General features: G+C 62.9%; 19 protein-coding genes. 7 read left to right on the top strand and 12 right to left on the bottom strand.

From position 1 onward, the window contains the following. Positions 1-204 precede the first annotated feature (204 nt). Together ASF84_RS10445 and ASF84_RS10440 are read left to right on the top strand one after the other, a co-directional pair. On the top strand, positions 205-1,596 hold the full coding sequence (locus ASF84_RS10445; protein ID WP_056837906.1) for an MFS transporter: 1,392 nt from the start codon (positions 205-207) through the stop codon (positions 1,594-1,596). A 206-nt stretch (positions 1,597-1,802) separates the two neighbouring features. Next, positions 1,803-2,888 carry an aldo/keto reductase gene (locus ASF84_RS10440; RefSeq protein WP_056837904.1) on the top strand — a complete coding sequence of 362 codons (1,086 nt, stop codon included), beginning with the start codon at positions 1,803-1,805 and terminating at the stop codon, positions 2,886-2,888. Positions 2,889-2,931: 43 nt separating this feature from the next. Here the strand turns inward: ASF84_RS10440 and ASF84_RS10435 are convergent, their stop codons facing one another. From ASF84_RS10435 to ASF84_RS10415, 5 genes are all read right to left on the bottom strand, one after another. Then, positions 2,932-4,146: an aldose 1-epimerase family protein gene (locus ASF84_RS10435; protein WP_056837903.1), complete on the bottom strand. Its 1,215-nt coding sequence runs from the start codon at positions 4,144-4,146 to the stop codon at positions 2,932-2,934. A gap of 288 nt (positions 4,147-4,434) precedes the next feature. Continuing rightward, the gene (locus ASF84_RS10430) at positions 4,435-5,448 is read right to left on the bottom strand and encodes a transketolase family protein (protein ID WP_056837900.1); all 1,014 of its coding nucleotides are present in this window, start codon (positions 5,446-5,448) and stop codon (positions 4,435-4,437) included. After that, positions 5,445-6,305 carry a transketolase gene (locus tag ASF84_RS10425; RefSeq protein WP_056837898.1) on the bottom strand — a complete coding sequence of 287 codons (861 nt, stop codon included), beginning with the start codon at positions 6,303-6,305 and terminating at the stop codon, positions 5,445-5,447. Before ASF84_RS10425 ends, ASF84_RS10430 begins: the two co-directional genes overlap by 4 nt. An 18-nt stretch (positions 6,306-6,323) precedes the next feature. Beyond that, complete coding sequence (locus ASF84_RS10420; RefSeq protein ID WP_056837896.1) at positions 6,324-7,622, bottom strand: MFS transporter; 1,299 nt, start codon at positions 7,620-7,622, stop codon at positions 6,324-6,326. Between the two features lie 103 nt (positions 7,623-7,725). Next, entirely contained in the window at positions 7,726-8,475 is a 750-nt protein-coding gene (locus tag ASF84_RS10415) for an SDR family NAD(P)-dependent oxidoreductase (protein ID WP_056837894.1), read from the bottom strand. Positions 8,476-8,763: 288 nt separating this feature from the next. On the opposite strand from ASF84_RS10415, the gene ASF84_RS10410 reads away from it, so the two are divergent. Continuing rightward, positions 8,764-9,681, top strand: coding sequence for a LysR substrate-binding domain-containing protein (locus ASF84_RS10410; protein WP_056838018.1), 918 nt, complete (start codon positions 8,764-8,766; stop codon positions 9,679-9,681). Here ASF84_RS10410 and ASF84_RS10405 read toward each other — a convergent pair. Then, a complete protein-coding gene (locus ASF84_RS10405; RefSeq protein ID WP_056837892.1) occupies positions 9,675-10,382 on the bottom strand; it encodes a phosphatase PAP2 family protein in 708 nt (235 codons plus the stop codon). The genes ASF84_RS10410 and ASF84_RS10405 overlap by 7 nt on opposite strands. A gap of 254 nt (positions 10,383-10,636) precedes the next feature. On the opposite strand from ASF84_RS10405, the gene ASF84_RS10400 reads away from it, so the two are divergent. Both ASF84_RS10400 and ASF84_RS10395 read left to right on the top strand, forming a co-directional pair. Continuing rightward, on the top strand, positions 10,637-11,311 hold the full coding sequence (locus ASF84_RS10400; protein ID WP_056837890.1) for a response regulator transcription factor: 675 nt from the start codon (positions 10,637-10,639) through the stop codon (positions 11,309-11,311). A 313-nt stretch (positions 11,312-11,624) separates the two neighbouring features. Beyond that, a complete protein-coding gene (locus ASF84_RS10395) occupies positions 11,625-13,259 on the top strand; it encodes a phosphoethanolamine transferase (protein ID WP_056837888.1) in 1,635 nt (544 codons plus the stop codon). On the opposite strand, the gene ASF84_RS10390 is transcribed toward ASF84_RS10395, so the two are convergent. The 5 genes from ASF84_RS10390 to ASF84_RS10370 all read right to left on the bottom strand — a co-directional run bounded on the left by ASF84_RS10390 (position 13,243) and on the right by ASF84_RS10370 (position 17,456). Next, positions 13,243-14,061, bottom strand: a complete 819-nt coding sequence (locus ASF84_RS10390) for a phosphatase PAP2 family protein (protein WP_056837886.1) — start codon at positions 14,059-14,061, stop codon at positions 13,243-13,245. The two genes, ASF84_RS10395 and ASF84_RS10390, sit on opposite strands and share 17 nt — an antisense overlap. Then, the gene (locus ASF84_RS10385) at positions 14,061-14,741 is read right to left on the bottom strand and encodes a histidine phosphatase family protein (RefSeq protein ID WP_162241250.1); all 681 of its coding nucleotides are present in this window, start codon (positions 14,739-14,741) and stop codon (positions 14,061-14,063) included. Before ASF84_RS10385 ends, ASF84_RS10390 begins: the two co-directional genes overlap by 1 nt. Positions 14,742-14,975: 234 nt before the next feature. Then, positions 14,976-15,905 carry a catechol 1,2-dioxygenase gene (gene catA / locus ASF84_RS10380; protein WP_056837884.1) on the bottom strand — a complete coding sequence of 310 codons (930 nt, stop codon included), beginning with the start codon at positions 15,903-15,905 and terminating at the stop codon, positions 14,976-14,978. Positions 15,906-16,016: 111 nt separating this feature from the next. Next, positions 16,017-16,307: a muconolactone Delta-isomerase gene (catC, locus tag ASF84_RS10375; RefSeq protein ID WP_056837883.1), complete on the bottom strand. Its 291-nt coding sequence runs from the start codon at positions 16,305-16,307 to the stop codon at positions 16,017-16,019. A gap of 24 nt (positions 16,308-16,331) precedes the next feature. Continuing rightward, complete coding sequence (locus ASF84_RS10370) at positions 16,332-17,456, bottom strand: muconate cycloisomerase family protein (RefSeq protein WP_056837881.1); 1,125 nt, start codon at positions 17,454-17,456, stop codon at positions 16,332-16,334. 102 nt (positions 17,457-17,558) lie between these two features. On the opposite strand from ASF84_RS10370, the gene ASF84_RS10365 reads away from it, so the two are divergent. Continuing rightward, positions 17,559-18,425 carry a LysR family transcriptional regulator gene (locus tag ASF84_RS10365; RefSeq protein ID WP_056837879.1) on the top strand — a complete coding sequence of 289 codons (867 nt, stop codon included), beginning with the start codon at positions 17,559-17,561 and terminating at the stop codon, positions 18,423-18,425. 356 nt (positions 18,426-18,781) lie between these two features. On the opposite strand, the gene ASF84_RS10360 is transcribed toward ASF84_RS10365, so the two are convergent. Beyond that, positions 18,782-20,950, bottom strand: coding sequence for a TonB-dependent siderophore receptor (locus ASF84_RS10360; protein WP_056837876.1), 2,169 nt, complete (start codon positions 20,948-20,950; stop codon positions 18,782-18,784). A 591-nt stretch (positions 20,951-21,541) separates the two neighbouring features. Here ASF84_RS10360 and ASF84_RS10355 point away from each other — a divergent pair. Further along, positions 21,542-24,085 carry a TonB-dependent receptor plug domain-containing protein gene (locus ASF84_RS10355; RefSeq protein WP_056837874.1) on the top strand — a complete coding sequence of 848 codons (2,544 nt, stop codon included), beginning with the start codon at positions 21,542-21,544 and terminating at the stop codon, positions 24,083-24,085. Positions 24,086-24,092 lie beyond the last annotated feature (7 nt).

Raw genomic sequence — 24,092 nt, 5'->3', positions numbered from 1 at the left:
CTGAACGGGAGTGGCTCTGAAGAGGCCTTATGGACCGGTAAAAAACCGAAAAGATCCGTAACAGAGCTGACACGCCAGTCCCGCAGCGTGCCGCTTCACTCGCCCCCCCCTCGATACAGCGCCTGCAAACCCGACATTTACATTTCAGGATGTGTTATCCAGCATAAGTTGGCATGACCCACTCCGCCGCCTGGGAACCGTTCCATGACCCTGTCTCGCTCGACAAAGATCGCCCTGCTGGTCGCCGCCACCTTCTTCATGGAAAACCTCGACGCCACTGTGATCGTCACCGCCCTGCCGGAAATGGCGCGCAGTCTTGGCGTGGCGGCGGTCGACCTCAATGTGGCCATCAGCAGTTACCTGATCGCGCTGGCGGCGTTCATTCCCATCAGTGGCTGGCTGGCCGATCGCTTCGGCGCCCGCCGGGTGTTTGCCAGCGCCATTGCCATGTTCAGCTTCGCGTCGTTGTTGTGCGGGCTGAGCAGCAGCCTTGAAGCGTTTATCGCCGCACGGGTCCTGCAAGGCATCAGCGGCGCGATGATGGTGCCGGTCGGGCGCCTGGCGGTGCTGCGCGCCACCGAGAAAAAAGACCTGGTCAAGGCCATCGGCTACATCACCGCGCCCGCCCTCATCGCCCCGGTGCTCGGCCCGCCACTGGGCGGCCTGATGGTGACCTACGCGAGCTGGCCGTGGATTTTCTACATCAACCTGCCACTGGGCATGCTGGCCTTTATCGCCACATTTTCATTGATTTCCGATGAGCGCACCGAGCGCCGCCGGCCCTTCGACTGGCTGGGCTTCATCCTGCTGGGCAGCACCTGTGCCGCGTTGCTCTATGGCTTTGAATGGCTGGGTCAGGACTTGAAGCACTTCTGGCCAGCCAGCCTGCTGTGCCTGGGCGCACTGCTGCTGGGCGTCTGTTCGGTCTGGCACATGCGCCGCAGTCCGCATCCGTTGCTCGACCTGAGCGTGCTGGGCATCCCGACCTACAAGGCCAGCCTGATCGGCGCCTCGCTGTTTCGCGCCTGCATCACTGCGCTGCCATTCTTGCTGCCGCTGATGTTCCAGCTGGCGTTCGGGCTGCCGGCCATGACCGCAGGCTTGCTGGTGATCGCGGTGTTTGCCGGCAACCTGGCCATGAAAGCCTGCACCACCTGGGTGATCAACCGCTGGGGCTTTCGCCAGGTGCTGCTGGTCAACGGCGCGCTGGGCGTGGCGGCCATTGCCGTCTGCGCCAGCTTCACGGCGGCGATGGACCACCGGCTGATCATGGTGCTGCTGTTTCTGGGCGGCCTGTCGCGGTCACTGCAATTCACCGCCTACAACACCCTGGGCTTTGCCGACGTGCCGCAACCGCAGATGAGCAATGCCTCGACGCTGTTCAGCATGATCTTTCAACTGAGCATGGGTCTGGGCGTGGCCCTGGCCGCCCTGCTGCTGCGCGGCGCGATGCTGCTGCATGGCAACGCCGGCACGGCCGATACAGCAGATTTCCAGCTGGCCTTCGTGCTGCTGAGTGTCATGGCGCTGGTGGCGATGTATGACAGCCTGCGCCTTGAGCCGCAGGCGGGTGCAGCGATTCTGAAGCGGCCTTGAATTGCTCATTAATACTGGACTGCCCGCGACGGGCCCATTTCAGTCCATGCAAGTCCAGTATTGGCCGCACAAGGTTGATGTCTAAACCGGCTTCAGGGCATCAACCCATCCTGCAGCCGTTCCCTGAAACTTTCTTCATAAAAAGTGCGAACCCGTGCGCGTCACTCAACTCAGACCCTGAGTAACCCACGCAAACGGGAGGCAACATGCACTATCGACAACTCGGCCACTCGGGCCTGCTGGTCTCGGAACTGGTGTTTGGCACCGTGCCCTTTGGGGGCCGCGACAGTTTCGAGAAATGCGGCAGCGTTGACGTGCCGATGGCCAGGCGCCTGTTCGACATCGCGTTCGAGGCCGGGGTCAACCTGATCGACACCGCTGACCTGTATTCTCACGGCCTGGCCGAGGAAATCACCGGCAAGGCACTGGGCAGCAAGCGCAATGACATTCTGTTGGCGTCCAAGGCGCGCAGTCCGCTGGACGACAACCCCAATAACTCCGGAGCCTCGCGCTACCACTTGATCCGTGCCTGCGAAGCCAGCCTCAAGCGGCTGAACACCGACCATCTGGACCTGTACCAATTGCACAACTGGGATGGCCTGACGCCCATCGAGGAAACCCTCGAAGCATTGGATCATCTGGTCAAGTCCGGCAAGATCCGTTATTTCGGCACCAGCAATTTCACTGCCTGGCAGATGATGAAAACGCTGGGCAAGGCCGAGCTGCACGGCACGGTCAAGCCCATCACCCAGCAGATCTACTACACCCCCGAATCGCGCGAGGCCGAGTACGAATTGCTGCCGCTGGGTATTGATCAGTCAGTCGGTACACTGGTCTGGGGTCCGATGGGCGAAGGCCTGCTGACCGGCTCCACCCGCCGCGGCCAACAGCCACCGGCCGGCACCCGACAAGGCAATGACTGGCCGGAGCCCTACGTGCACGACCGCGAGCGCGCGCTGGACATCATCGAAACGATGGCCGAGGTCGGCGAGCAACACGGGGTGTCGGTGGCACGGGTGTGCCTGGCCTGGCTCAAGGATCGACCGGGGATTACCTCGCTGATCGTCGGTGCCCGCAATGAACAACAGCTGCAAGACAGCCTGGCCGCCGCCGACCTGCAACTGACGCCCGAACAGACCCAACGCATTGAAAACGTGTCGCGGCGCCAGCCGTTGTACCCGTACTGGCACCGGGTGATCGCCGGCATGGACCGTATCGACCCGGCCGAGCAGCCGTTCCTGGATGAGCAGCGCCAGACCCTGGAAGCACGCAAGGACAAACCCCGCGCCTGAACAAACGGGCCGGTGCCGATCACGTCACCGGCCAGCAGGGTCATCACTCTTTGCTCAGGTCCACCAACGGCGCTTGCCGCACCTCTGTCACACGCCCGTCCTGAATCGATGAGACCTGCTGCAGGGCCTTGTCCACCGCGGGTTTGTCGGCCAGCAAGGCGTAGCTGATGCTGAACTGACGCTGTTGTTTGGGGCCAATGGTCGGCACCAGGTTCAGCGGCCGCTGGTAACGGCGGTTGTAGGAAAAGCTGGTGCCCGGCTCCAGCCCGGTGACATAGCCCTGACCGAGCGTATCGGTGTTTTTCCACAACGAGAACACCGGCAACTGCTGGACATTGAAGCCCACTGCAACGCCGAGGCTGGCCGCTTTGTTGTGCAACACGGTCAAGGTATCGCCTTTGGCGTCGCCATAGGGCACCACGTTGTAGACGGTTTCATCGTAGTCCGGCGTCGGTGCGCGATAGGTCTGCCAGTCGCCCAGGTCAGCCTTGGCCTTGTCGTTGAAGGGCGACACCTGTTTGACCGGTGCCGCAAAGCGGGCGCCCTCTTCCAGAAACGGTGTGCTGAAGTTGCTGTGGTACAGCGCCTGGTATTCCTTGGAGTAATCGCCGTTGTTGGTCAATGTGTCATTGAGCACAAAACGCGCCGCCCCAGGTTCGGTGACCAGTTCGGTTTGCACGCTGAAATCGACTTTCTTGAACGCCTGCTCTTTCAGCTCGCCACGTACATGAATGGCATACGGCGGGGTTTGGTCGATATGCACGGTCACCTTGCTGGCCGGGATGTTCGCCGCGCGACCGTGCAAGGTCAGCAACTCGCCGTTGTCCATGCCCGGATGGCCGACCCACTCATAACCACAGCGGGTCACCAGCTCGTTGAAGCCTTCAAGCCAGCCCAGGCCGCCACGACCGTTAAGTTCTATGAACGCCGGGTTGACCACTTCCTTGACCGGCGAATCCCAGCCCATGCGCGCGTTGCCAACCTGGGCGCTGAGCACGTTCATGCCCCGCGTCGGCACCAGTGTCAGTTTCATCGTGCCGTTATCGATATCGATCAGGCTCACGCCTTCCTGACGGCCGCCGTGCAAGGTGCGCATACTGATTGAAAAGGGTTTGTCGACCTTGACGCCAAGCTGCTCGCTGGTAATAAGCACATCGCTGGCGGGCTTGTCGCTGTCGAGCAGCACAAAGTCCCAGGCAACCGCGTGAGCACTGAGGGAAAAGGCGGCAATGGCCGAGGCAACAGAAAGCAGTTTCATGGGCGGATCCTTTCTTGGAATTATGATTTGCCGAAGAAGGTGAATCGATTCAGCGAAAAAGCAGTCTAGCGCCATTTTCAGCGGCGGTGTAGCCGGCAGACGCCACTTCACGGCACAAAAACGAAGCCCACCTTGCGGTGGGCTTCGTTTGTAGAGACCTGTAGCGTCTTTGGGCCTGAGCCGGCAAACCGCTGAGTCGACACCGGCCTTCGATCTGGATGTGCCACCGCTATCGCCGGCAAGCCGCCTCCCACAGGGTCCAGGGTGCCTGTCAGGCCCGTGGGCGCCTTACAACCAGCCCTTGATCTGCCGGCACACCGCCTCGGTGGAAATCCCGTAGCGATCGTGCAGGGTCGGCAAGGCGCCGGCATCCAGGAAGGCGTCGGGCAAGGCGATCTGGCGGAAGGTCGGGGTCACGCCGCTGCGCAACAGCACGCCGGCCACCGCCTCGCCCAGGCCACCGATGATCGAGTGGTTTTCCGCCGTGACCACCAGGCGTCCCGACTTGCGCGCTTCGGCCAGAATGGTCTGTTCGTCCAGCGGCTTGATGGTCGGCACGTGCAGCACCGCGACATCCACGCCATCGGCGCGCAGTTGCTCGGCTGCCTCCAGGGCGCGCATGGTCATCAGGCCGCTGGCGATCACCAGCACGTCGTTGCCGGGGCGAATGACCTGGGCCTTGCCGATCTGGAACTTATAATCGTAGCGGTCCAGCACCAGCGGCACATTCCCGCGCAGCAGGCGCATGTACACCGGGCCCTGGTGGGCGGCGATGGCCGGCACGGCCTGTTCGATTTCCAGGGCATCGCACGGGTCGACGATCATCAGGTTGGGCATGGCGCGGAAGATCGCCAGGTCGTCGGTGGCCTGGTGGCTGGGGCCGTAGCCGGTGGTCAGGCCCGGCAGGCCGCAGACGATCTTGACGTTGAGGTTCTCCTCGGCAATCGCCATGCAGATGAAGTCATAGGCGCGCCGTGAGGCGAACACCGCGTAGGTGGTGGCGAACGGCACAAAGCCTTCGCGGGCCATGCCGGCAGCGGCGCTCATCAACAGTTGCTCGGCCATGCCCATCTGGTAGAAGCGATCCGGATGGGCCTTGGCGAAGATGTGCAGATCGGTGTACTTGGACAGGTCTGCCGACAGGCCGACGATCTCCGGGCGCTGCTCGGCCAGCGCAGCCAGGGCATGACCGAACGGTGCCGAACGGGTGGCCTGCCCTTCGCTGGCAATGGAGGCGATCATCGCCGAGGTGGTCAGGCGTTTCTTGCCCGGTTCGGCGGCGGTGTGCTTAACGGTGCTCATACGGTTCTCCCGGCTTGAAACCCGGCATCAAGGTTGTCCAGTGCGATGTCCCATTCGTTTTCGTCGACGCGGATGAAGTGGGTTTTCTCGCGGCTTTCCAGAAACGGCACGCCCTTGCCCATGCGCGTGTCGCAGATGATCACCCGCGGCTGGGCGCCAGGGTGGTCGCGGGCGGCGTCGAAGGCCTTGACCAGAGCGTCCAGGTCGTTGCCGTCCACCCGCTGGGTGAACCAGCCGAACGCCTGCCAGCGGTCGACGATGGGCTCGAAGGCCAGCACTTCGCTGGAGTGACCGTCGGCCTGCTGGTTATTCACATCGACGATGGCGATCAGGTTGTCGAGCTTCCAGTGCGAGGCGGACATCACCGCCTCCCAGGTCGAGCCTTCGTTCAGCTCGCCATCGGACAGCAGGTTGTAGACGAACGAATGGCTGGCCTTGCGCTTGAGCCCCAGGCACGCCCCCACCGCAATGCCCAGGCCCTGCCCCAGCGAGCCGCCGGTGATTTCCATGCCCGGCGTGTAGGCGGCCATGCCCGACATCGGCAGGCGGCTGTCATCGGCACCGTAGGTGTCCAGCTCATCCAGGGGGATGATCCGGGCCTCGATCAGCGCCGCATATAAGGCAATGGCGTAGTGGCCGATGGACAGATAAAAGCGGTCGCGGCCTTCCCATTCCGGGTCGTGCGGGCGCAGGTTCATGGCATGGAAGTAGGCTACGGCCAGCAGGTCGGCGGCGCCCAGCGCCTGGCCGACGTAGCCCTGGCCCTGGACCTGGCCCATCAGCAAGGCATGGCGGCGAATGTTATGGGCCCGTTCGGCCAGGCTTACCACGGTGTTGGATGACATTTCAGCGCTCATTGCAGTGAACTCCTCGAATTAGCGATTGACCAGCGCCGCCGGGACCCGCAGCACCAGCGTGGCGCCGAACACCAGCACACCGGTGATCAGGTACATGCCGATGGCACTGGAGCCGGTCTGGGTGGTAATCCAGCCGATCAGGTATGGCGAGCAGAACCCCGCCAGGTTGGCAAAGCTGTTGACGGCGGCGATACCGGCGGCGGCCGACACACCGCCAAGCAAGGTGGTGGGCAGCATCCAGAACAAGGAAGACGCTGAAAGGATGCCGGCCGCAGCCAGGCACAGGCTCATGATCGAGAACAACAGGTTGCCGCCCAAGGCGGCCGCCAGGCTCAGGCCGGCAGCACCCAGGATCATCGGGATCACCAGGTGCCAGCGCCGCTCCTGATGCTTGTCGCCGCTGCGCCCGGCCAGCAGCATGGCGACGATGGCGCACATGTACGGCAGGCTGGTGAGCATGCCGATCTTCAGCGGGTCGGAAACACCGGCGTTGCGCACCAGGGTCGGCAGCCAGAAGGTGATGGCGTACTGGCCCATGACCACGCAGAAGTAGATCCCGGCCAGCAACCATAGGCGACGATCACGGATGAACTCGCCGACCGAGGCGTGGGTGACCTTCTGCCGGTTGTCTTCTTCGAGCTCTTTGTTGACCAGCTCTTTTTCTTCGGCGGTCAGCCAGGTGGCCTGGTGCACGCCGTCCTTGAGGTAGCCCAGCACCATCAGGCCGACCACCACGGTGGGAATGGCCTCGATGACGAACATCCACTGCCAGCCGGCCCAGCCATGCACGCCGGCAAAGGCGTTCATGATCCAGCCCGACAGCGGCCCGCCGACCATGCCCGACAGCGGAATGGCGACAAACCACAGCACGGTCATCTTGGCGCGGCGATACGACGGGAACCAGTAGGTGAGGTACAGCAACAGGCCAGGCGCCAGGCCGGCTTCGGCAACGCCGAGCAGAAAGCGCAGCACATAGAACTGCCAGGCGGTTTCGACAAAGGCGAACAGGGCCGAAATGAGGCCCCAGGTGATCATGATCCGGGCGATCCAGATGCGTGCGCCGACCCGGTGCAGGATGATGTTGCTGGGCACCTCGCACAGAAAATAACCGATGAAGAACATGCCGGCGCCCAGGCCGTAGACCGCCTCGCTCAGGGCCAGGTCGTTCATCATCTGCAGCTTGGCGAAGCCGACGTTGACCCGGTCCAGATAGGCACACAGGTAACACAGCATCAGAAACGGCATCAGCCGCCAGGCGGTCTTGCGGTAGGCGTTGGTACGCACGGACGCCGCCGCTTCAAGGGACAGGGTAGTCATGAGGGTCTGCTCTATTTGTTGTTATGGACCGCCGTATCCTGGCCGGCGCGTATGACAGGAATCGTCACCGGGCCGGTCGGCTACGGCTGGAGCTTCATGCTTATCAGTGGATCAACATGCCGCCGTTGACGTCCAGCGTAATGCCCGTCAGGTATGACGACAGGTCGCTGGCCAGGAACAGCGCCGCATTGGCCACATCCTGGGCCTGGCCCAGGCGACCCAGCGGGATGCCGTCGATGATCGCGTGACGGCGCTCATCCTGCATCAGGCCGCCGGTGATGTCGGTGTGGATCAGGCCGGGGGCGATGGAGTTGACCCGCACGTTGTCCGGGCCCAGTTCACGCGCCATGGCCTTGCCCAGGCCCAGCACGCCGGCCTTGGCGGCGCTGTAGTGCGGGCCGCCAAAAATGCCGCCGCCACGCTGGGCCGACACTGACGACATGCACACGATGCTGCCCGATTGCTGCTGGCGCATGGTCGGGATCACCGCCTGGGACATGAGCAAGGTGCCGCGCAGGCTGACGTCCAGCACCTTGTCGTAGTCGCTGTGGCCGATGTCGAGCAGTTTGAGCGGCTGGGTGATGCCGGCATTGTTGACCAGCACATCGATGCGCCCGAAGCGTTCAAGCACGGCGGCCACGGCAGCCTGCACCTGCGCCTGGTCGGCGACGTTGGCGGCCAGGCCCAGGTGACCTTCGCCCAGGGAAGCGGCGGCGTCGCGGGCAGCAGCCTGGTCGAGGTCGAGAATGACCACGCGGGCGCCCTGGCGGGCAAAGGTTTCAGCGGTGGCGCGGCCAATGCCGCGGGCCGAGGCGGCGCCGGTGATGATGGCGACTTTATCTTGCAGAAGCATGGGGGCATTCTCCCGATTGTTTTTATAGGGTCGACTCGCTTCGAATCGTGGACACAGCTTGTGCCCCGCCCCAGGCCTGAGCAATATCGTGCCTTTCAGCAAGTGCTGAAAAAAATTCAGCACTCGCTGCCCGGCCATGGCGATCATTCACCTCGCACCGAACCTGATGCAGGAGCGGCTTTAGCCGCGAAGCGCGACCGTGACAAAGCGGCGTCTGTTTCCCGGCGCAAGCGGATCGCCGCCCAGCCGGTCCTGCAGGCCCATGAAAACCACAAGGAAAACACCCCCATGCCCACCCCCTCCGACGCCGTCTTCAACCTGCCGCCGCTCAAGGCCATCCAGGCGTTCGAGCAGACTGCGCGGTTTGGCAATGTCGCCCGCGCCGCCGAGCAACTGAACCTCACGCCATCGGCGGTCAGCCATCAACTGGCCAATCTCGAGGCGCTGATCGGTCGTCAGTTATTCCTGCGCAATGCCCGGGGCGTAACCCTGACCCCGGTGGGCGAGCAGTACCTGGCGGAGATTTCCGGCATCCTGCACAGCTTTGCCGTGGCCACCGAGCGCGCCAGCAGCGACGTCAGCCTGGACTGCCTGCGCCTGCACGCCTCGCCCAGCTTCGGGTTTATGTGGCTGATGCCACGCATCGAAAGCTTTCGCCAGAGCCACCCGGACATTCAGATCAACCTGTCGTGCTCCTACGAATCGCTGCACTTCAGCCGCGACAAGATCGACGTCGACATCCGCCACGGCCAGCCGAACTGGCCGACGCTGGAAGTGCGCAGCGTGCGCAACGAGCACCTGGCGGTCATGGCCTCCCCCGCCTTACTGGCCAGGCGCCCGGTGCATGAAGCCGCCGACCTGCTGGGTTCGCCGCTGATCCTGTCCGAAGCCACGCTGATCAACTGGCCGCAATGGTTCGCCATGCATGGTCTGTCGCGCCCCGACAGCCCGTACTCGTTAAGCTTCGACCGCTCGTACATGTCGATGGAAGCGGCGCGCCTGGGCCTGGGTTTTGCGCTGGAAAGCACCTTGCTGGCCCGCGCCTTTATCGAGCGCGGCGAGCTGGTGGTGGTCGAGCCGCAGCGCCTGAGCGTGCCGATCAGCGCACACCACCTGGTGTTCCCCAAGGCCCATGCCGGATTTCCGCGGGTCAAGCGCTTTCTGGAATGGATGAAGACCGAACTGGGCGGTGATTTCAGTTATTGAGCCGGCGCCGGGCGGTACAGCAGCACGCGATAGCACGCCAGGCAGATCAGCCAGTCCAACAGCAGGGTCCAGACGTTGTGCGACAGAAAGTGGGCGCCTTGCAGCATGCGCCCAAAGGAAAACACTGCACCCAGTCCCAAGGCCAGCGCCAGGGCCCAACGTGCAGCGCGGGGATGGCGGTCACGCAGGGCGAAGAACAGCGCCAGCAAGGAAAACCCGGTGGACGCATGCCCGCCCGGCCAGCACAGCCCGGGCTTGAGGCTGGGCGCCCGCGGGCTGAGCAGCGGCGTGTGGGTCTCGACACCGCCGAACTCGGTCAGGCTCCAGGGGCATTGCACCTGGGTCAGGGCCTTGAGCGGGGTGACAATCGCCGTCGACAACCCCATGGCCAGCACCACATAGCCCAGAGGTCGACGCCATACGCGCAATGCCGCCACCCGCCAGCTCAGTACAAAGCCCAGCGCCACCAGCAGCACCAGTGCTATCACCGCCTGTTTCGCACGGTCATGCAGCACGTTTTCCAGCCAGTAACTGTGTGCGCCGACAAACCCCTGGCCCGGCACATAGAAGTGCCGGGTGATCGCGAAGTCCAGTGCCGTGGGGTCAAAGATCAGCAAAAGCACCATCAGGGCCACGGCAAGGCCCGCCCCCAGATGAAAGTTGAAAGGCCGTGAAGCCGTAACCGGAACTGTTTCAGTCATGCATGAAGCTCCGCAATGTCGCGTAGGAAATTTTTTAACAGCCATCGTTCAGGATTGCTGTGCAAACTCTACGCATGACATCCTGAAGCCTGAGTGAACGAGATGTGAGAAAAGTGTCCGCGCACGACCGACAAGACCCGTTCCAGAGTAAATGACATTTTTCTCACATTTCATTGACACGGCCCGCACGCCGTTTTGACTAATCTCCAGCCTGACCGATCGTTCGCCGACGCCTGCACACGACATTAACGATAATGAAAATACTTGTGATTGAAGATAACCGTGATATTCACGACAACCTCGTGGAGTTCTTTCAGCTCCGGGGGCACGAAGTCGAAGGCGCACTGGATGGCTTGAGCGGATTGCACCTGGCCGCCACCCGGCCGTTCGACGCCATCGTGCTGGATATCATGTTGCCCGGCATCGACGGCAACAAGATCTGCCACGGCCTGCGCCAGCACTCACGCTCTGAGGTTGCCATCCTGATGCTCAGCGCCCGCGACACCCTGGAAGATCGCCTGGTGGGGTTCGATGTGGGGGCCGATGACTATGTCACCAAGCCGTTTGCCATGACCGAGGTCCTGGCCCGGCTTGAAGCCATCGTCGCCCGGCGCCTGGGTCAGCGCGGTCATCGCGTGCTGCAGGTGGCAGACCTGCGCATGGACCTGGACACCCTTGAAGTGCATCGGGCCGGCACCGCGATCAAGCTCAACCCTTCGCACCTGAAACTGCTGGAACTGCTGATGCGCAAGAGCCCGCACCTGGTCAGGCGCCAGGAACTGGAGCACGCCTTGTGGGGCGACGACCGTCCCAAGAGCGCCAGCCTGCGCAGCAACATTCATATCCTGAGGCGCGCCCTGGATGGCACGACCGAATGCGGGCTGCTGCACACCGTGCACGGGCTGGGCTACAAGCTGGGTGCAGCTTGAGGTATCGCACGGACCGGTAGGAGCGCGCTCTGCCCGCGACCGAGTGCGCTAGCGCTCGCAAAATCTCGGAAACGCTGAAAATCTACAGCGAATGACCGCAAAATCTCGGAAACGCTGAAAATTTACGACTGCTACGCAGCCGGTCGCGGGCAAGACGGATGGCCGCCCCCGCGCTCCTACTACAGGGAGCAACAGCGTGGTGTCATTCCGGCACCGGCCCCACCTGCACTAACGCTCATGTTTCATTCGTACGAACCTGATAACACCGCACTACGTTCAACACCATAGCCACCCTCTTGCGCAGTATTCCATCATGTTGAATATCAAGCCCGTTCGTCCCGAGTTTGTCACCGTACTCGCCAGTCTTTTTTTGCTGACCGGTTTCAATACAACGTTGTGGCACCACCTGCTCAGTATTACCGGCACCGACAGCAACGGTTATTTATTGCCCTTGGTATTCGCTGCCCTGCTGTTTATTGTGTTTAACCTGCTGTTGACCGTCGTCGCCTTTAAACACGTGTTGAAACCGGTGCTGGTGGTGTTATTCATGCTGGCCTCGGGCGTGCTTTATTTCATGAACCAGTACGGTGTCATGCTCGACGCCGGCATGTTTCGCAACCTGATCGAAACCAACACCACCGAAGTGCTCGACCTGCTCTCGTTCAAGTTGTTCATGTACCTGGGCCTGCTGGGCGTACTGCCGTCCTGGCTGGTGTGGAAAATGCCGATCCGCTACCGCCGCTGGCCGGCCGAGCTCCTCAGCAAGGGGCTGATCGGTGTCACCTGCGCGGCGCTGATGGCCGGGGTGGCCTTGCTCAACTACCAGGGACTGTCATCGCTGCTGCGCAATCACCACGAACTGCGCCTGATGATCGTACCCAGCAATTTCGTGGGCGCCGCCATCAGCTATGCCCACGAACAAATCGTGTCGGCCAAGGCACCGTTCAACACGCTGGGCGCCGATGCCCGGCGCAGTGCCGATGCCCTGGCGCACCCGCGCAAATCCCTGACCGTGCTGGTGATCGGCGAAAGCGCACGGGCCGAGAACGTCGGCCTGCTGGGCTACGCCCGTGATACCACGCCCGAGCTGGCCCGCGAGGGCGATGTGATTGCCTTTGGCAACGTGTACTCGTGTGGCACCGAAACCGCCGTCTCGGTGCCCTGCATGTTTTCCAACATGGGTCGCAAGCACTATGACGCGGCCACGGCGCGCCGCCAGGAAGGGTTGCTCGATGTGCTCAAGCGTGCCGGCTACGACGTGATCTGGCGTGACAACCAGTCAGGCTGCAAGGGCACCTGCGACCGGGTCACCGTGCAGGATGTCAGCAACGAGAAGGATACCGGCCTGTGCGCCGGCCACGAATGCCGGGATGCCATTCTGCTGCGTGACCTGCAAGCCGACATTGATCACCTGCAGCACGACACCGTGCTGGTGCTGCACCAGATGGGCAGCCACGGTCCGGACTACTTCAAGCGCTACCCGAGCGAGTTCGAACGCTTTACCCCGGTATGCAAGAGCAACGCCCTGAACGATTGCTCGCGCGACAGCATCGTCAATGCCTATGACAACACGTTGCTGTACACCGACCATGTGCTGGCCAGCCTGATCGACATCCTGCGCAAGAACCAGGGTACGGTCGACACGGCCATGCTGTACCTGTCGGACCACGGGGAATCGCTGGGGGAATACAACCTGTTCCTGCATGGCACGCCATACATGCTGGCGCCGGAACAGCAGCGCCATGTGCCGATGCTGGCGTGGTTTTCCGACAGCTACCGGCAGTCGTTCGGCATCGACACCGACTGCCTGCTCAAGACCCGCAACGACGCCTTGAGCCAGGACAACCTCTTTCACTCGATGCTCGGGTTGCTCAGCGTCACCACCGACGTCTACAGCCAGCCGCTGGACATGTTTGCCCAGTGCCGCAACGTCAAGGCAAAGGGCTGATCACCCCCGTCAGCGGCTCGGCTTGCGTGCTGGCAGGCCGGGCCGGCGCTTGCAAGGCCGGGCGTCCGTAAAAGAGCAAGGCCACCAGCAGCGTACCGAGCCAGACGAAAATCCCCGACCACAGCGTGTGCGAGACATAGTGCCAGCCTTGCAACACGCGTGTGGTGCCATACACCCAGCCCAGCACCATCACGATGACCAGCACGGTATTGGCCCGTTGCCAGCGATGCCGGCGGGCCACGAAGTACAGCGCAAACAGACTGAATGCGCTGGACGCATGCCCGCCCGGCCAGCAGCGGCCGGCACCGGCCTCTGCAAACCACCGGAAGTTGTCGAACCAGGCCCTGTGCAGCTCGGCACCGCCATAAAGCGTGGTTTCGACCGGGCAATACACACTGGTGTGGCTTTTCAGGTAATGGATGAGCCCGGTGCTCAGCGCAAAGGCCACAACAATGAAAAGGAAGTCGCGTCGATGCAGGAAAAACCACTGCAACGTACCTGATACACGCACCGGCCATTGATTGCTGTGGGCTTTAAGCCGCGGCCAGGCAAACGACAACAGCGCACCGATGAGCGCAAACTCCCCTGTCCAGTCAGGCAGGATCCTGGCCCAGCGGTGGGTGATGTTTTCAAACAAGCGGTTGTGTTCCAGTACAAAACCGCTGACCGGGTCGTACAACCGGTCACTGATGGAGCGGTCCAGAGCGGTCAGGTCGAAGACGAAAAAGACTGCCAGGGCCAGCAACAGCGCAAGCCCCAGGTACGTGCGATAAAACGCCCAGCGCGCTGTAGAGACGTTCATCAGTTGATGCTCCCGCCCGTGACCCGGGCCCACTGCGCAGCATCGAGCTCACCGAGAATGCTCGGTGCATGCACGCCGTCCACTTGCACAAACACGGCCTGGGCATAGTCACTGGAGCGCTGGCCGGCACGCACGCCCATCTTGCGCTCGAATTGATCGATGCAACCGCTGTGGGTCATGAGCACCAGGTTTTCATGGGCCTTCTTGTGCACCAGCACAGCGTCCTTGAAGTCGGACTCGCATTTGCCTACCCAGACCTGGGCCGCCACATGCCGGCCGCCAATCAGGTCGGCGGTCTGGCGTGTACGGGTCATGGGGCTGGCCAGCAGGCGGGCGTGGTCAAGGCCCAGCGCCTGCAAGCCTGCGCCGACCGCCTGGGCGGCGTATTGGCCATTGATCGTGATGCCATCGAGCGGGCCCAGACAGGCATCGGCAGAGCGGTCGCAACGCTCGGCGTGGCGGATCATCACCACCACACGACCTTGTTGCCATTGTTTCTCAAGCCCTGACCAGGCCGCACCGTCGGCGCTCAGGTCGATCACGTCGGTCGAGGCCAGCCACCCACTGAGCACGGCCGCCAGCGTGACTGCCGCAAGCAGCGCCAGCGAAAATCGACCGGGACGCCAGGTGCGTGGCTCGGGAGAAGAAGACAAGGCACGGGTGGCCATGGAAATGAGCATCGAACGACTCCTGTTCAAGGGCGAACAGTGGCCGATTCGGGAGGGGGTGGTTTTGCCACTGCTGGAGGGTTCGCACGTTAAGTCGCGCCCTGTTTCACCCCAGTCAACAGCGTGTGAAAAAAAGGTCAGCGCTCATGGGTGGCCCGGGCACCAGGCCACACCGTGTCGCGTGCTGCGATGCCGGGCCTGCAGGGGCAGGCCCGGTTTTACCCGATCTGTAACGTCTTGCCGGTCTCAGGCTTCCAGCGCGCGAACCCGTTCGCGGCGGCTTTCTTCTTCGGTCTGCTCGGTCGGTTGCAGCTCGAAGTCGAACTCGATCTCGGCAAAGCGCCCTTCTACGCCGCGTGCGGCGCTGCGCTGGGCATCGTCGATGAAGTCGATCTTGGCAATCAGCTCATCACGGGTGGCGTAGGCGAAGTCGTCATGCAGGTACGGGTCGCCGTCCAGGTTGATCTGGGTGGTCAGGTGACGGTGGCCCGGTGCCGAGATGAAGAAGTGGATGTGCGCCGGACGCTGGCCATGACGGCCCAGTTGATCGAGCAGGCTCTGGGTCGGACCGTCCGGCGGGCAGCCGTAGCCGGACGGCACGATGCTCTGGAAGCGATAGCGGCCCTGGTCGTCGGTCTGGATGCGGCGGCGCAGGTTGAATTCGGACTGCGAAGGGTCGAAGTACGAGTAGGTGCCGCCGGTGTTGGCGTGCCAGACGTCAACGATGGCGTTGGCCAACGGCTGGCCGTTGACGTCACGGACCTGGCCTTGCATGAACAGCAGGGTGCCGGCGTCGGTGCCATCGTCCAGGCGCGCTTCATGCAGGCTCAGCGGAGCGCCGGCCACATACAGCGGGCCTTCAATGGTGCGCGGGGTGCCGCCGACATGGCCGGCCTGTTCGTCTTCGGCGTCCAGCAGCAGGTCCAGGTAGTGCTCCAGGCCCAGGCCGGCGACCAGCAGGCCGGCTTCCTGGCGCGAGCCCAGTTCGTTGAAATAGTTGACCGCTTTCCAGAACTCTTCCGGGGTGATCTGCAGGTCTTCGATGATCTTGATCGAGTCGGTGAGGATGCGGTGAACCACGGTTTTCATCCGCTGGTTGCCGGCTTCCTGGTCAAAACCCGAAGCGTTTTCGAAGAACTTCTGCACTTCTGCGGTGTGGGCAATGCGTACGGTCATGATGGCTTTTCCTCGTCATTATTCTTGTTCAGGCGTTGTGCGTAATCGCGGCTGGAGCGGTTTGCGGCTGGCGCGGTTCGCCGCCCGGCCGCTCCTGCAAACGAAGCCTTATCAACGGTCGTCGTCGTGGACCGAAGACGGATGCCGGCACAGCGGCGTGACTTCGATGTCCATGTACGGGTACAGCGGCAATTGCATCAGGGTGTCGTGCAGCGCCTGGTTGTCCGGCACGTCGAAGACACTGAAGTTGGCATACAGCCCGGCAATGCGCCACAGGTGACGCCAGGTGCCTTCGCGCTGCAGGCGCTGGGCCAGTTCCTTCTCATCGGCCTTGAGGCGGGCAGCCTGCTCGGCGGGCATGTCGGCCGGCAGTTTGACGGTCATGCGCACGTGAAAAAGCATGGTGAGGTTCCTTTTCGTTCAGGTTCAACGACGCGCAAAGCGCGCCAGGCGTTGTTCGTCGATTTCAAGGCCCAGGCCCGGTGTGGTCGGGATCAGCAACTGGAAGTCGCGGTACACCGGCGACTCGACCAGGATGTCCTCGGTCAGCAGTAAAGGCCCGAACAGTTCGGTGTGCCATTCCAGCTTGTCGAGGGTGGCAAAGGCATGGGCCGAGGCCAGGGTGCCGATGCTGCCTTCGAGCATGGTGCCGCCGTACAGGCCGATACCGGCTGCCTCGGCAATCGCGGCGGTGCGCAGGACGGCACGCGGGCCACCGGTCTTGGCGATCTTGAGGGCGAAGATCGGCGCGACGCCCTGTTGTGCCAGGGCGAAGCTGTCCTGGACCGATTCGATGGCTTCGTCGGCCATCAGCGGGATCGGGCTGTGGGCGTTGAGGCGCACCATGCCGGCACGGTCAAAACGCGACAGCGGTTGTTCGATCAGCTCGACACCGGCGTCGGCCAGGCGGCGGCTGGCGGCAATGGCCACCGCTTCGCTCCAGGCCTGGTTGATGTCGACCCGCACGCTGGCGCGGTCGCCCAGGGCTTTCTTGATCGCGGCCACATGGGCGATGTCGCGGCTGACATCGCCAGCGCCGATCTTGAGCTTGAAGTGCCGGTGACGACGGCGGTCGAGCATCTGCTCGGCTTCGTCGATGTCGCGTTCGGTGTCGCCGCTGGCCAGGGTCCAGGCCACTTCGACGCCATCACGCACCCGACCGCCGAGCACTTCGGCCACCGGCAGGCCCAGGCGTTTGCCCAAGGCATCGAGCAAGGCGGTTTCCACGGCGCTGCGGGCGAAGGTATTGCAGCGAATGCCACGGTCGACCCGTTGCATGGCGGCATTGAGGTTGCTGGCGTCCTGGCCGATCAGCAGGGGCGCGAACCAGGTGTCGAGGTTGACCTTGATGCTTTCCGGGCTTTCGCCGGCATACGCCAGGCCGCCGATGGTGGTGGCCTCGCCGACGCCGACGATGCCGTCACTGCAACGGATGCGCAGGATCACCAGGGTCTGGCCGTGCATGGTGTGCATGGCCAGCTTGTGCGGGCGGATGGTCGGCAGGTCGACAATCAGGGTTTCAAAGCTTTCTATTGTTATCGCGGCGGTCATGGGGCTGTCCGGATCGTCAGGGTGATCATGGCTGCATGATTGACGCTGCCGGCGCACAGGGTCCAATATTGATTAAGTCTTGCTTCATACCCAGGAGGTATCGTGGAGCTGCGTCATTTGCGTTACTTCAGAGTCGTGGCCCAGACCCTGAATTTCACCCGCGCCGCCGAGCAGTTAAACATCGCCCAGCCGCCGCTGAGCCGGCAGATCCAACAACTGGAAGAAGAACTGGGCGTGGAACTGCTGGAGCGCTCCAGGCCGCTGCGCCTGACCGAGGCCGGGCGGTTTTTCCACGAGCACTCGGCGCAGTTGCTTGAGCAGCTCAAGCGCATCAGCGACGATACCCGCCGGGTTGCCAGCGGCAGCAAGCGCTGGCTGGGCATCGGCTTTGCACCCTCGACCCTGTACGGCCAGTTGCCGGAGCTGATCCGTCGCCTGCGCGGCTTTGGCGACGTGGAACTGGGCTTGTCGGAGCTGATCACCTTGCAGCAGGTCGAAGCGCTGAAAAGCGGCCGCATCGACATCGGCTTCGGGCGCATGCTGTTCGACGACCCGGCCATCACCCAGGAAGTGCTGCGCGAAGACCCACTGGTGGCCGCCCTGCCCGCCGGCCACCCGCTGCTGGCCGGCCCGGTCAGCCTGGAACGCCTGGCCGCCGAGCCGTTCGTGCTCTACCCCGGCAACCCACGGCCCAGCTACGCCGACCATGTGCTGGGCATCTTCAATCGCCAGGGCCTGAAGATTCGCGTGGTGCAGACGGTCAATGAATTGCAGACGGCCATCGGGCTGGTGGCGGCCGGCATCGGCATCACCCTGGTGCCCGCCTCGGTGCAGCGCTTGCACCGCGATGACATTGGCTACAGCGAGCTGCTCGACAGCAGCGCGACCTCGCCGATCGTGATCAGCTGGCGCGCCGGGGATGGGTCAGAGTTATTGAGGCAGTGTTTGCGCGAGGTCAAGGAAATGTAGCAGGCAGGCATGAGCCGGGTACAGTCGGATGCCAAGCACAAAATCCTGAGTGACATCAAACCTGTGGGAGGGGGCTCTGCCCGCGATGAGGCCAGCAAGCCCAACACCCTACTGCGCCTGACACATCGCCATCGCCGGCAAGCCGCCTCCCACAGTAGATGCCAGGCACAAAATCCTGAGTGACATCAAACCTGTGGGAGGGGGCTCTGCCCGCGATGAGGCGAGCAAGCCCAACACACCTGCTGCATCTGTCACATCGCCATCGCCGGCAAGCCGCCTCCCACAAGGTCGGTGGCGCCTGGCAGGGCTGGGGGCCAGTCCTTCTCTACGCCAACCCCGCCTGTTTACTGTTCAGATCACAAGGTCCACTTCAGTGACACCATCAGGTTGCGCGGGTCGCCATATACGCCGCTGCCGGAACCGGTAGGAATGCCCTGCCAGTATTTCTCGTCGGTGACGTTATTGAGATTGATACGGCCGTCCCAGTGCTCGTTGAAGCGGTAGCCGGCCATCAGCCCCAGCACGGCATACGCGTCCTGCGTGGCGTAACCGCTGCCGACCACGTTGAAGGTTTCGCTCTGGGCAAACACGTCGGCTCCCACGCGCCACTTTTCCAGGCCGCCGCTCAGGTTGTAGCTCGTGGCGGCCTTGAACAGGTGCTTGGGCTGGTTGGGCGCGAACAGGCGGCCTTCATTACGCTCGTTGGCGTCCTTGACGTACTGGCTCAGCACGTAGGTGTAGGACGCGGAAAACTGCCAGTCCGGGTTCAGGGCGCCGGTCAGTTCGGCGTCGATGCCACGGCTGCGCACTTCGCCAGCGGCTTCGTAGCAGGTGCGGTTCTGCGCCTGGCAAGCGGCAGGCTGCGAGGTCAAGGCATAAGCGCGGTTTTCCTGGGTCATATCGAACAAGGCCAGCGAGGCGTTGAGGCCACCGTTGAAGTATTCGCCCTTGATACCGATTTCGTAGCTTTCGCCGGTCATCGGGTCGAGCACCGAGCCGGCGCTGTTCTGCTCGCTTTGCGGCTTGAAGATCTCGGTGTAGCTGGCGTACACCGAGTAGGTGTCGTTCAGGTCGTAGATCACGCCGGCGTAGGGGGTGACTTCCTGGGTGACCTTATAGGCATCGCCGCTGACGCGGTCTTCGTAGTCAAACCAGGTCAGGCGGCTGCCGATGATCACGTGCAACGGATCGATCGGGTTCAGGCGCACGGCGCCATAAACGCTTTTCTCGGTGCTGGTGTTACGCGTCGCGTAAGGCGTGCGATCGCTCAGGGAAGGCTTGCCGATTGCGCTATGGCTGAAGTTGTAGGGGTCGATACGCGTACCGGCGTTCCAGAAGCCGCCGACCTGGTCGAATTTCTCCTGCCGGCGGCTGGTGCCCAGCACCAACTCATGTTCGCGACCGAACAGCTGTAAAGGCCCGGACAACGTAGCATCAATGTTGGTCTGGGTGTCGTTGTTCTGGTACTGGCCAGAGTACTGGGAAAGATCGCTGCCGGAGTACAACAGGTAATTGGAAAACGTATCCGCCTCGGCCCAGATCTTCTGCGCCGCCACCTTGGCGGTCCAGCCGTTATCAAAGCGGTGGGTGATGTCGGAGAACAGGCTGTAGTTGTCCTTGTCCCAGTACGACCAGTCGTTGCTCAGGAAGGTCGAGCGCGACAGGCCCAGGTCTTCGCCGTTCGGGCCGCTGGGCAGGCTGCCCCAGTCGGAGGTGTTGTCATCACGCTGCTTGGAAGCGCCAAGGGTCCAGGTGGTGCGGTCGCTCAGGTCGGCCTCGACAATGCCGAAAAAGGTCTGGCGGTCATTCTCGCGCACATCCTGGAAGCTCTTGTCGCTCTGCCCGGCCGCCACGACGCGGCCACGCAGGGTGCCGGACTCATTGAGCTTGTTCGAGGCATCGACTTCAAGGCGATAACGGTCCCAACTGCCGGCGCTGGTGGTCACGCTGACCCGGGGCGTGGCGGTCGGTCGCTTGCGCACCAGGTTGAGGGTGGCCGCCGGGCTGCCGGCGCCGGTCATCAGGCCGGTGGCACCGCGCACCACCTCGACCCGGTCATACATCGCAAGGTCGGCGCCGGAAATGGTGTCCTGGGTAAAGCTGCCCACCGTGGTCGGCAGGCCGTCGTACATCAGGTTGTCGATCTTGAAGCCGCGCGACAGGTATTCCAGGCGGTCCGAGCCGTACTTGCGCAAGGTGATGCCGGGGGCGTACTTGACCAGGTCGTTGAGGTCGTTCATGCCCTGGTCTTCGATGCGCTGGCGGGTGATCACGCTGACCGACTGCGGGGTTTCGCGAATCGACAGCGGCAGCCTGGTCGCCGTGCTCATGGCACCCGTGGTGTACGACTGCGTGCCTTCGGTGGTCGCAGCACCCGTGAGACTGCCCTGCGCATTGATGTTCACGCTGTCCAGGTTCACGGTGCCGGTCACCGGCTCGGTGGTCATGGCCGGGGCGGCGAAGGCATGGGCAGAAAGGCCCAGCGCAAGGGCGCCAGGCAGCATGGGCAAGAAGGAACGGGGCATCGTGGTTTCCTACAGTGAGCGGTGCAAGGGCTTGCGAAAGGCGGCGAGGTTAACATCCTTTAACAACAGCAAATAGCAACGATTAGCAATTACATGCGCATCTTTTCGGATTAATCGTTACAAGTTGTACGACATCCCTCCTCCGCTGAAACCATTGAGCCAGAGCCTTTATCTTCGATGCCTTTGATTAAAAACCACGGGGCTTGTATCGCGCCGTCCTCCCTGACGGGCCAGGACCTATCCAGAACCCCACCCATCACCCAGCCTCTTAATCAATTTTTTGCATAAACAATGACTTTATAATTATTTATTTTCACTATTAGGTTATTCCTAAAAAGAATTTCCAAGACGTTTTTTATAAATATACGATTCAATCCAGACCACCGGGACACGCTGCAAAGCGTTCATCCCGTCCCCTAACCGGCCACCGCCGGACAGTGCGCAACACCCGAGCGACTTCACCACCACCGCATCGCTCCAGAACCCTCAGACACGCGCTGCATCGCTCATACCAGCGGGCAGGCACCAAAGCCAAACAGGCCATGCCGCCACACAGCGGTATCGTCAACGCTGTCATCTGGAAATGCACCCATGAACCATCCGCTCTCAAGCCCTGCGCGCCCCCTGCTCCGAACCGCCCCGGCCCGCGCCGGCCTGGCCTTGTCGAGCCTGACCCTGGCCTGCCTGCTGGCACCGGCGGCGCAGGCCGAAACCGACGGTGAGGCGCGCCTGGACACTGTCACGGTGATCTCTACCGGCGTGCGCGGGGCACAACGGACCGTGGCCGACAGCCCGACGCCCATCGACATCATCAACGCAGACCAACTGCTCAAGACCGGACGGGCCGAGTTGTCGGAGGCCATCTCCAAGCTGCTGCCGTCGTTCAACTTCGGCGCCAATACCTCGGGCTTTCAGTCCACCACCCGGCCGCTGACCAACCGGGGCCTGGGACCGGCCTACACCCTGGTGCTGGTCAACGGCAAGCGGCGGCACAACGGGGCGATGCCGGCGGGCGGCAATATCGACACCAGCGGCGCCAACGCCGTGGACCTGGACCTGATTCCGGTCAGTGCCGTGGAACGTATCGAGGTGCTCAAGGACAGCGCGGCGGCGCAGTACGGTTCCGATGCGGTGGCCGGGGTCATTAACGTGATTCTCAAATCCGGCGCTTCGGGCGGGCATTTCGAGACCAGTTACGGCCAGTTGACCGACGGCCAGGGCGAGAACATCAAGCTGGCCGGCAACAAGGGCTTCGCCATTGGCGACGGCGGCTTTGTGCAACTGTCGGGCGATGCGCGCAAGCGTAACCAGGCGTTTTTGTATGACAAGGCCGACGCCAACTACCGTGGCTATGCGCCCGGCGATGCCCGCCAGGACAGCTGGGACCACCGCGCCCTGAAAAACGGCGACCCGGACCTGGAAGCCTTCAACCTGGGCTACAACGCCGAGCTGCCGGTCAGCGACAGCACCCGGCTGTACTCCTACGCCACCTATGGCGAGCGCAAGGCGCAGATCTACAACAACAAGCGCCTGGCCTACAGCACCGCGTCCATCCCCGAGCTGTACCCGGACGGCTACGACCCGCTGAACAACATCAAGGACACCGACTGGCAGTTCCTGATCGGCGGCAAGGGCGAGATCGGCGAATGGAACTGGGACCTGTCGACCACCTACGGGCGCAACAAGAACCACCACTCCAGCGACCTGACCATCAACCCCACTTACGGCCCGGAATCACCCACGTCGTTCAATGACCTGGCCACGCTGCAGTTTGATCAGTGGGTCAATAACCTGGACATCACCCGTCACTTCGACAGCCTGCCGCTGCTGCCGTTTGCCGTGCAGGTCTCGGCCGGCCTGGAGCATCGCTGGGAGCGTTTCCAGACCTTTGCCGGCAGCGCCGATGCCTACACGGTGGGCAGCTACACTTACCCGCAGTTCCTGGCCGACGGCAGCCGTAATCCGCTCTATACCCTGAGCACCAACAGTGGCCTGAGCGGCGGCCCCAGCCGGGGTGCGCAATCGGCATTGGTGATCCGCCCGGAAGACGAAGCGGACCTGGACCGCAACAACTATGCCGCCTACCTGGACTTCGGCCTGAACCCCAGCGATCGCTGGTACGTGGGCCTGGCCGGGCGGGTCGAGCACTATGACGACATCAAGAAGAACACTTTCGCCCTCAAGCTCAACTCGCGCTATGAACTGACCGACACCGTGGCGGTACGCGGCACCCTGGGCACCGGTTTCCGCGCCCCGTCGCTGACCCAACTGGGCTATTCGGTGGCCGACAACCGCACCGGGGTCAACGCCGACGGCGTGGTGGTGCCGGCGCTGCGCTACACCGCCACCCCCGGCAGTGCGCTGGCCAAGGCCTTCGGTGCCAGTGAACTGGACCCGGAAAAGACCCGCAACATCGGCCTGGGCTTGACCTGGCAACCGGCGCGGCACACCAGCGTGACCCTGGACGGTTACGTGGTCGACATCGATGACCGCATCGTGCTGTCGCAGGACATCTATGACCGGGGCGATGGCGCGGTCAACAGCACGCTGCGCGGGCTGGGCGTGGCTGAAGGGTCGTGGGTCACCTACTACACCAATGCCTACGACACCCGCACCCGGGGCCTGGACCTGGTGCTGGACCACAGGACCGCGCTGGGGGGCTTTGGCGACGTGCGCTGGAGCGCGGCCTTCAACTGGAACAAGACCACGATCCAGGACCAGCGCAACACCCCGGCCGACCTCAGTGCTTCAGGCATCTCGGTGGTCGGGCATGCCGCCGAAGGCAACCTGGTGGCCGCCTCGCCCAAGACCAAATGGGTGCTGGGCGCCAACTGGAGCATTGATCGCTTTGTGATCAACCTGCAAACCACCCGCTACGGCAAGGTCGAGACCTGGGCGCAGAACGCCAGCGCCGACCGCAGCTTCGATGCCAAGTGGATCACCGACCTGGACATCGCCTATTCGCTCACCGACAACCTGACCGCCAGCGTCGGCGGCACCAATATCTTCAACGTCTACCCCGAACGCAACGGCGTGGTCGCCAGCCCTTCCAACGGCGGCCAGGGCATCTACGGCAACCCCTCGTTCAGCCCGAACGGCGGGTTCTGGTACACCAAACTGGCGTATGACTTTTAAGGGTGCC

It is taken from the genome of Pseudomonas sp. Leaf127, assembly GCF_001423155.1.
GTDB classification, from domain to species: Bacteria; Pseudomonadota; Gammaproteobacteria; order Pseudomonadales; family Pseudomonadaceae; genus Aquipseudomonas; species Aquipseudomonas ovata.
The sequence above is the reverse complement of the archived record's forward strand: the minus strand, read 5'-3'. Positions and strand labels throughout refer to the sequence as shown.

What these genes read in the sequence shown, in the direction of transcription:
- ASF84_RS10435 (WP_056837903.1), bottom strand. Translation starts at nt 4,146, where the DNA reads ATGAAACTGCTTTCTGTTGCCTCGGCCATTGCCGCCTTTTCCCTCAGT.
- ASF84_RS10415 (WP_056837894.1), bottom strand. Translation starts at nt 8,475, where the DNA reads ATGCTTCTGCAAGATAAAGTCGCCATCATCACCGGCGCCGCCTCGGCC.
- ASF84_RS10390 (WP_056837886.1), bottom strand. Translation starts at nt 14,061, where the DNA reads ATGAACGTCTCTACAGCGCGCTGGGCGTTTTATCGCACGTACCTGGGG.
- ASF84_RS10410 (WP_056838018.1), top strand. Translation starts at nt 8,764, where the DNA reads ATGCCCACCCCCTCCGACGCCGTCTTCAACCTGCCGCCGCTCAAGGCC.
- ASF84_RS10445 (WP_056837906.1), top strand. Translation starts at nt 205, where the DNA reads ATGACCCTGTCTCGCTCGACAAAGATCGCCCTGCTGGTCGCCGCCACC.
- catC (WP_056837883.1), bottom strand. Translation starts at nt 16,307, where the DNA reads ATGCTTTTTCACGTGCGCATGACCGTCAAACTGCCGGCCGACATGCCC.
- ASF84_RS10385 (WP_162241250.1), bottom strand. Translation starts at nt 14,741, where the DNA reads ATGCTCATTTCCATGGCCACCCGTGCCTTGTCTTCTTCTCCCGAGCCA.
- ASF84_RS10395 (WP_056837888.1), top strand. Translation starts at nt 11,625, where the DNA reads ATGTTGAATATCAAGCCCGTTCGTCCCGAGTTTGTCACCGTACTCGCC.
- ASF84_RS10400 (WP_056837890.1), top strand. Translation starts at nt 10,637, where the DNA reads ATGAAAATACTTGTGATTGAAGATAACCGTGATATTCACGACAACCTC.
- ASF84_RS10355 (WP_056837874.1), top strand. Translation starts at nt 21,542, where the DNA reads ATGAACCATCCGCTCTCAAGCCCTGCGCGCCCCCTGCTCCGAACCGCC.
- ASF84_RS10420 (WP_056837896.1), bottom strand. Translation starts at nt 7,622, where the DNA reads ATGACTACCCTGTCCCTTGAAGCGGCGGCGTCCGTGCGTACCAACGCC.
- ASF84_RS10370 (WP_056837881.1), bottom strand. Translation starts at nt 17,456, where the DNA reads ATGACCGCCGCGATAACAATAGAAAGCTTTGAAACCCTGATTGTCGAC.
- ASF84_RS10430 (WP_056837900.1), bottom strand. Translation starts at nt 5,448, where the DNA reads ATGAGCACCGTTAAGCACACCGCCGCCGAACCGGGCAAGAAACGCCTG.
- ASF84_RS10440 (WP_056837904.1), top strand. Translation starts at nt 1,803, where the DNA reads ATGCACTATCGACAACTCGGCCACTCGGGCCTGCTGGTCTCGGAACTG.
- ASF84_RS10405 (WP_056837892.1), bottom strand. Translation starts at nt 10,382, where the DNA reads ATGACTGAAACAGTTCCGGTTACGGCTTCACGGCCTTTCAACTTTCAT.
- ASF84_RS10360 (WP_056837876.1), bottom strand. Translation starts at nt 20,950, where the DNA reads ATGCCCCGTTCCTTCTTGCCCATGCTGCCTGGCGCCCTTGCGCTGGGC.
- catA (WP_056837884.1), bottom strand. Translation starts at nt 15,905, where the DNA reads ATGACCGTACGCATTGCCCACACCGCAGAAGTGCAGAAGTTCTTCGAA.
- ASF84_RS10425 (WP_056837898.1), bottom strand. Translation starts at nt 6,305, where the DNA reads ATGAGCGCTGAAATGTCATCCAACACCGTGGTAAGCCTGGCCGAACGG.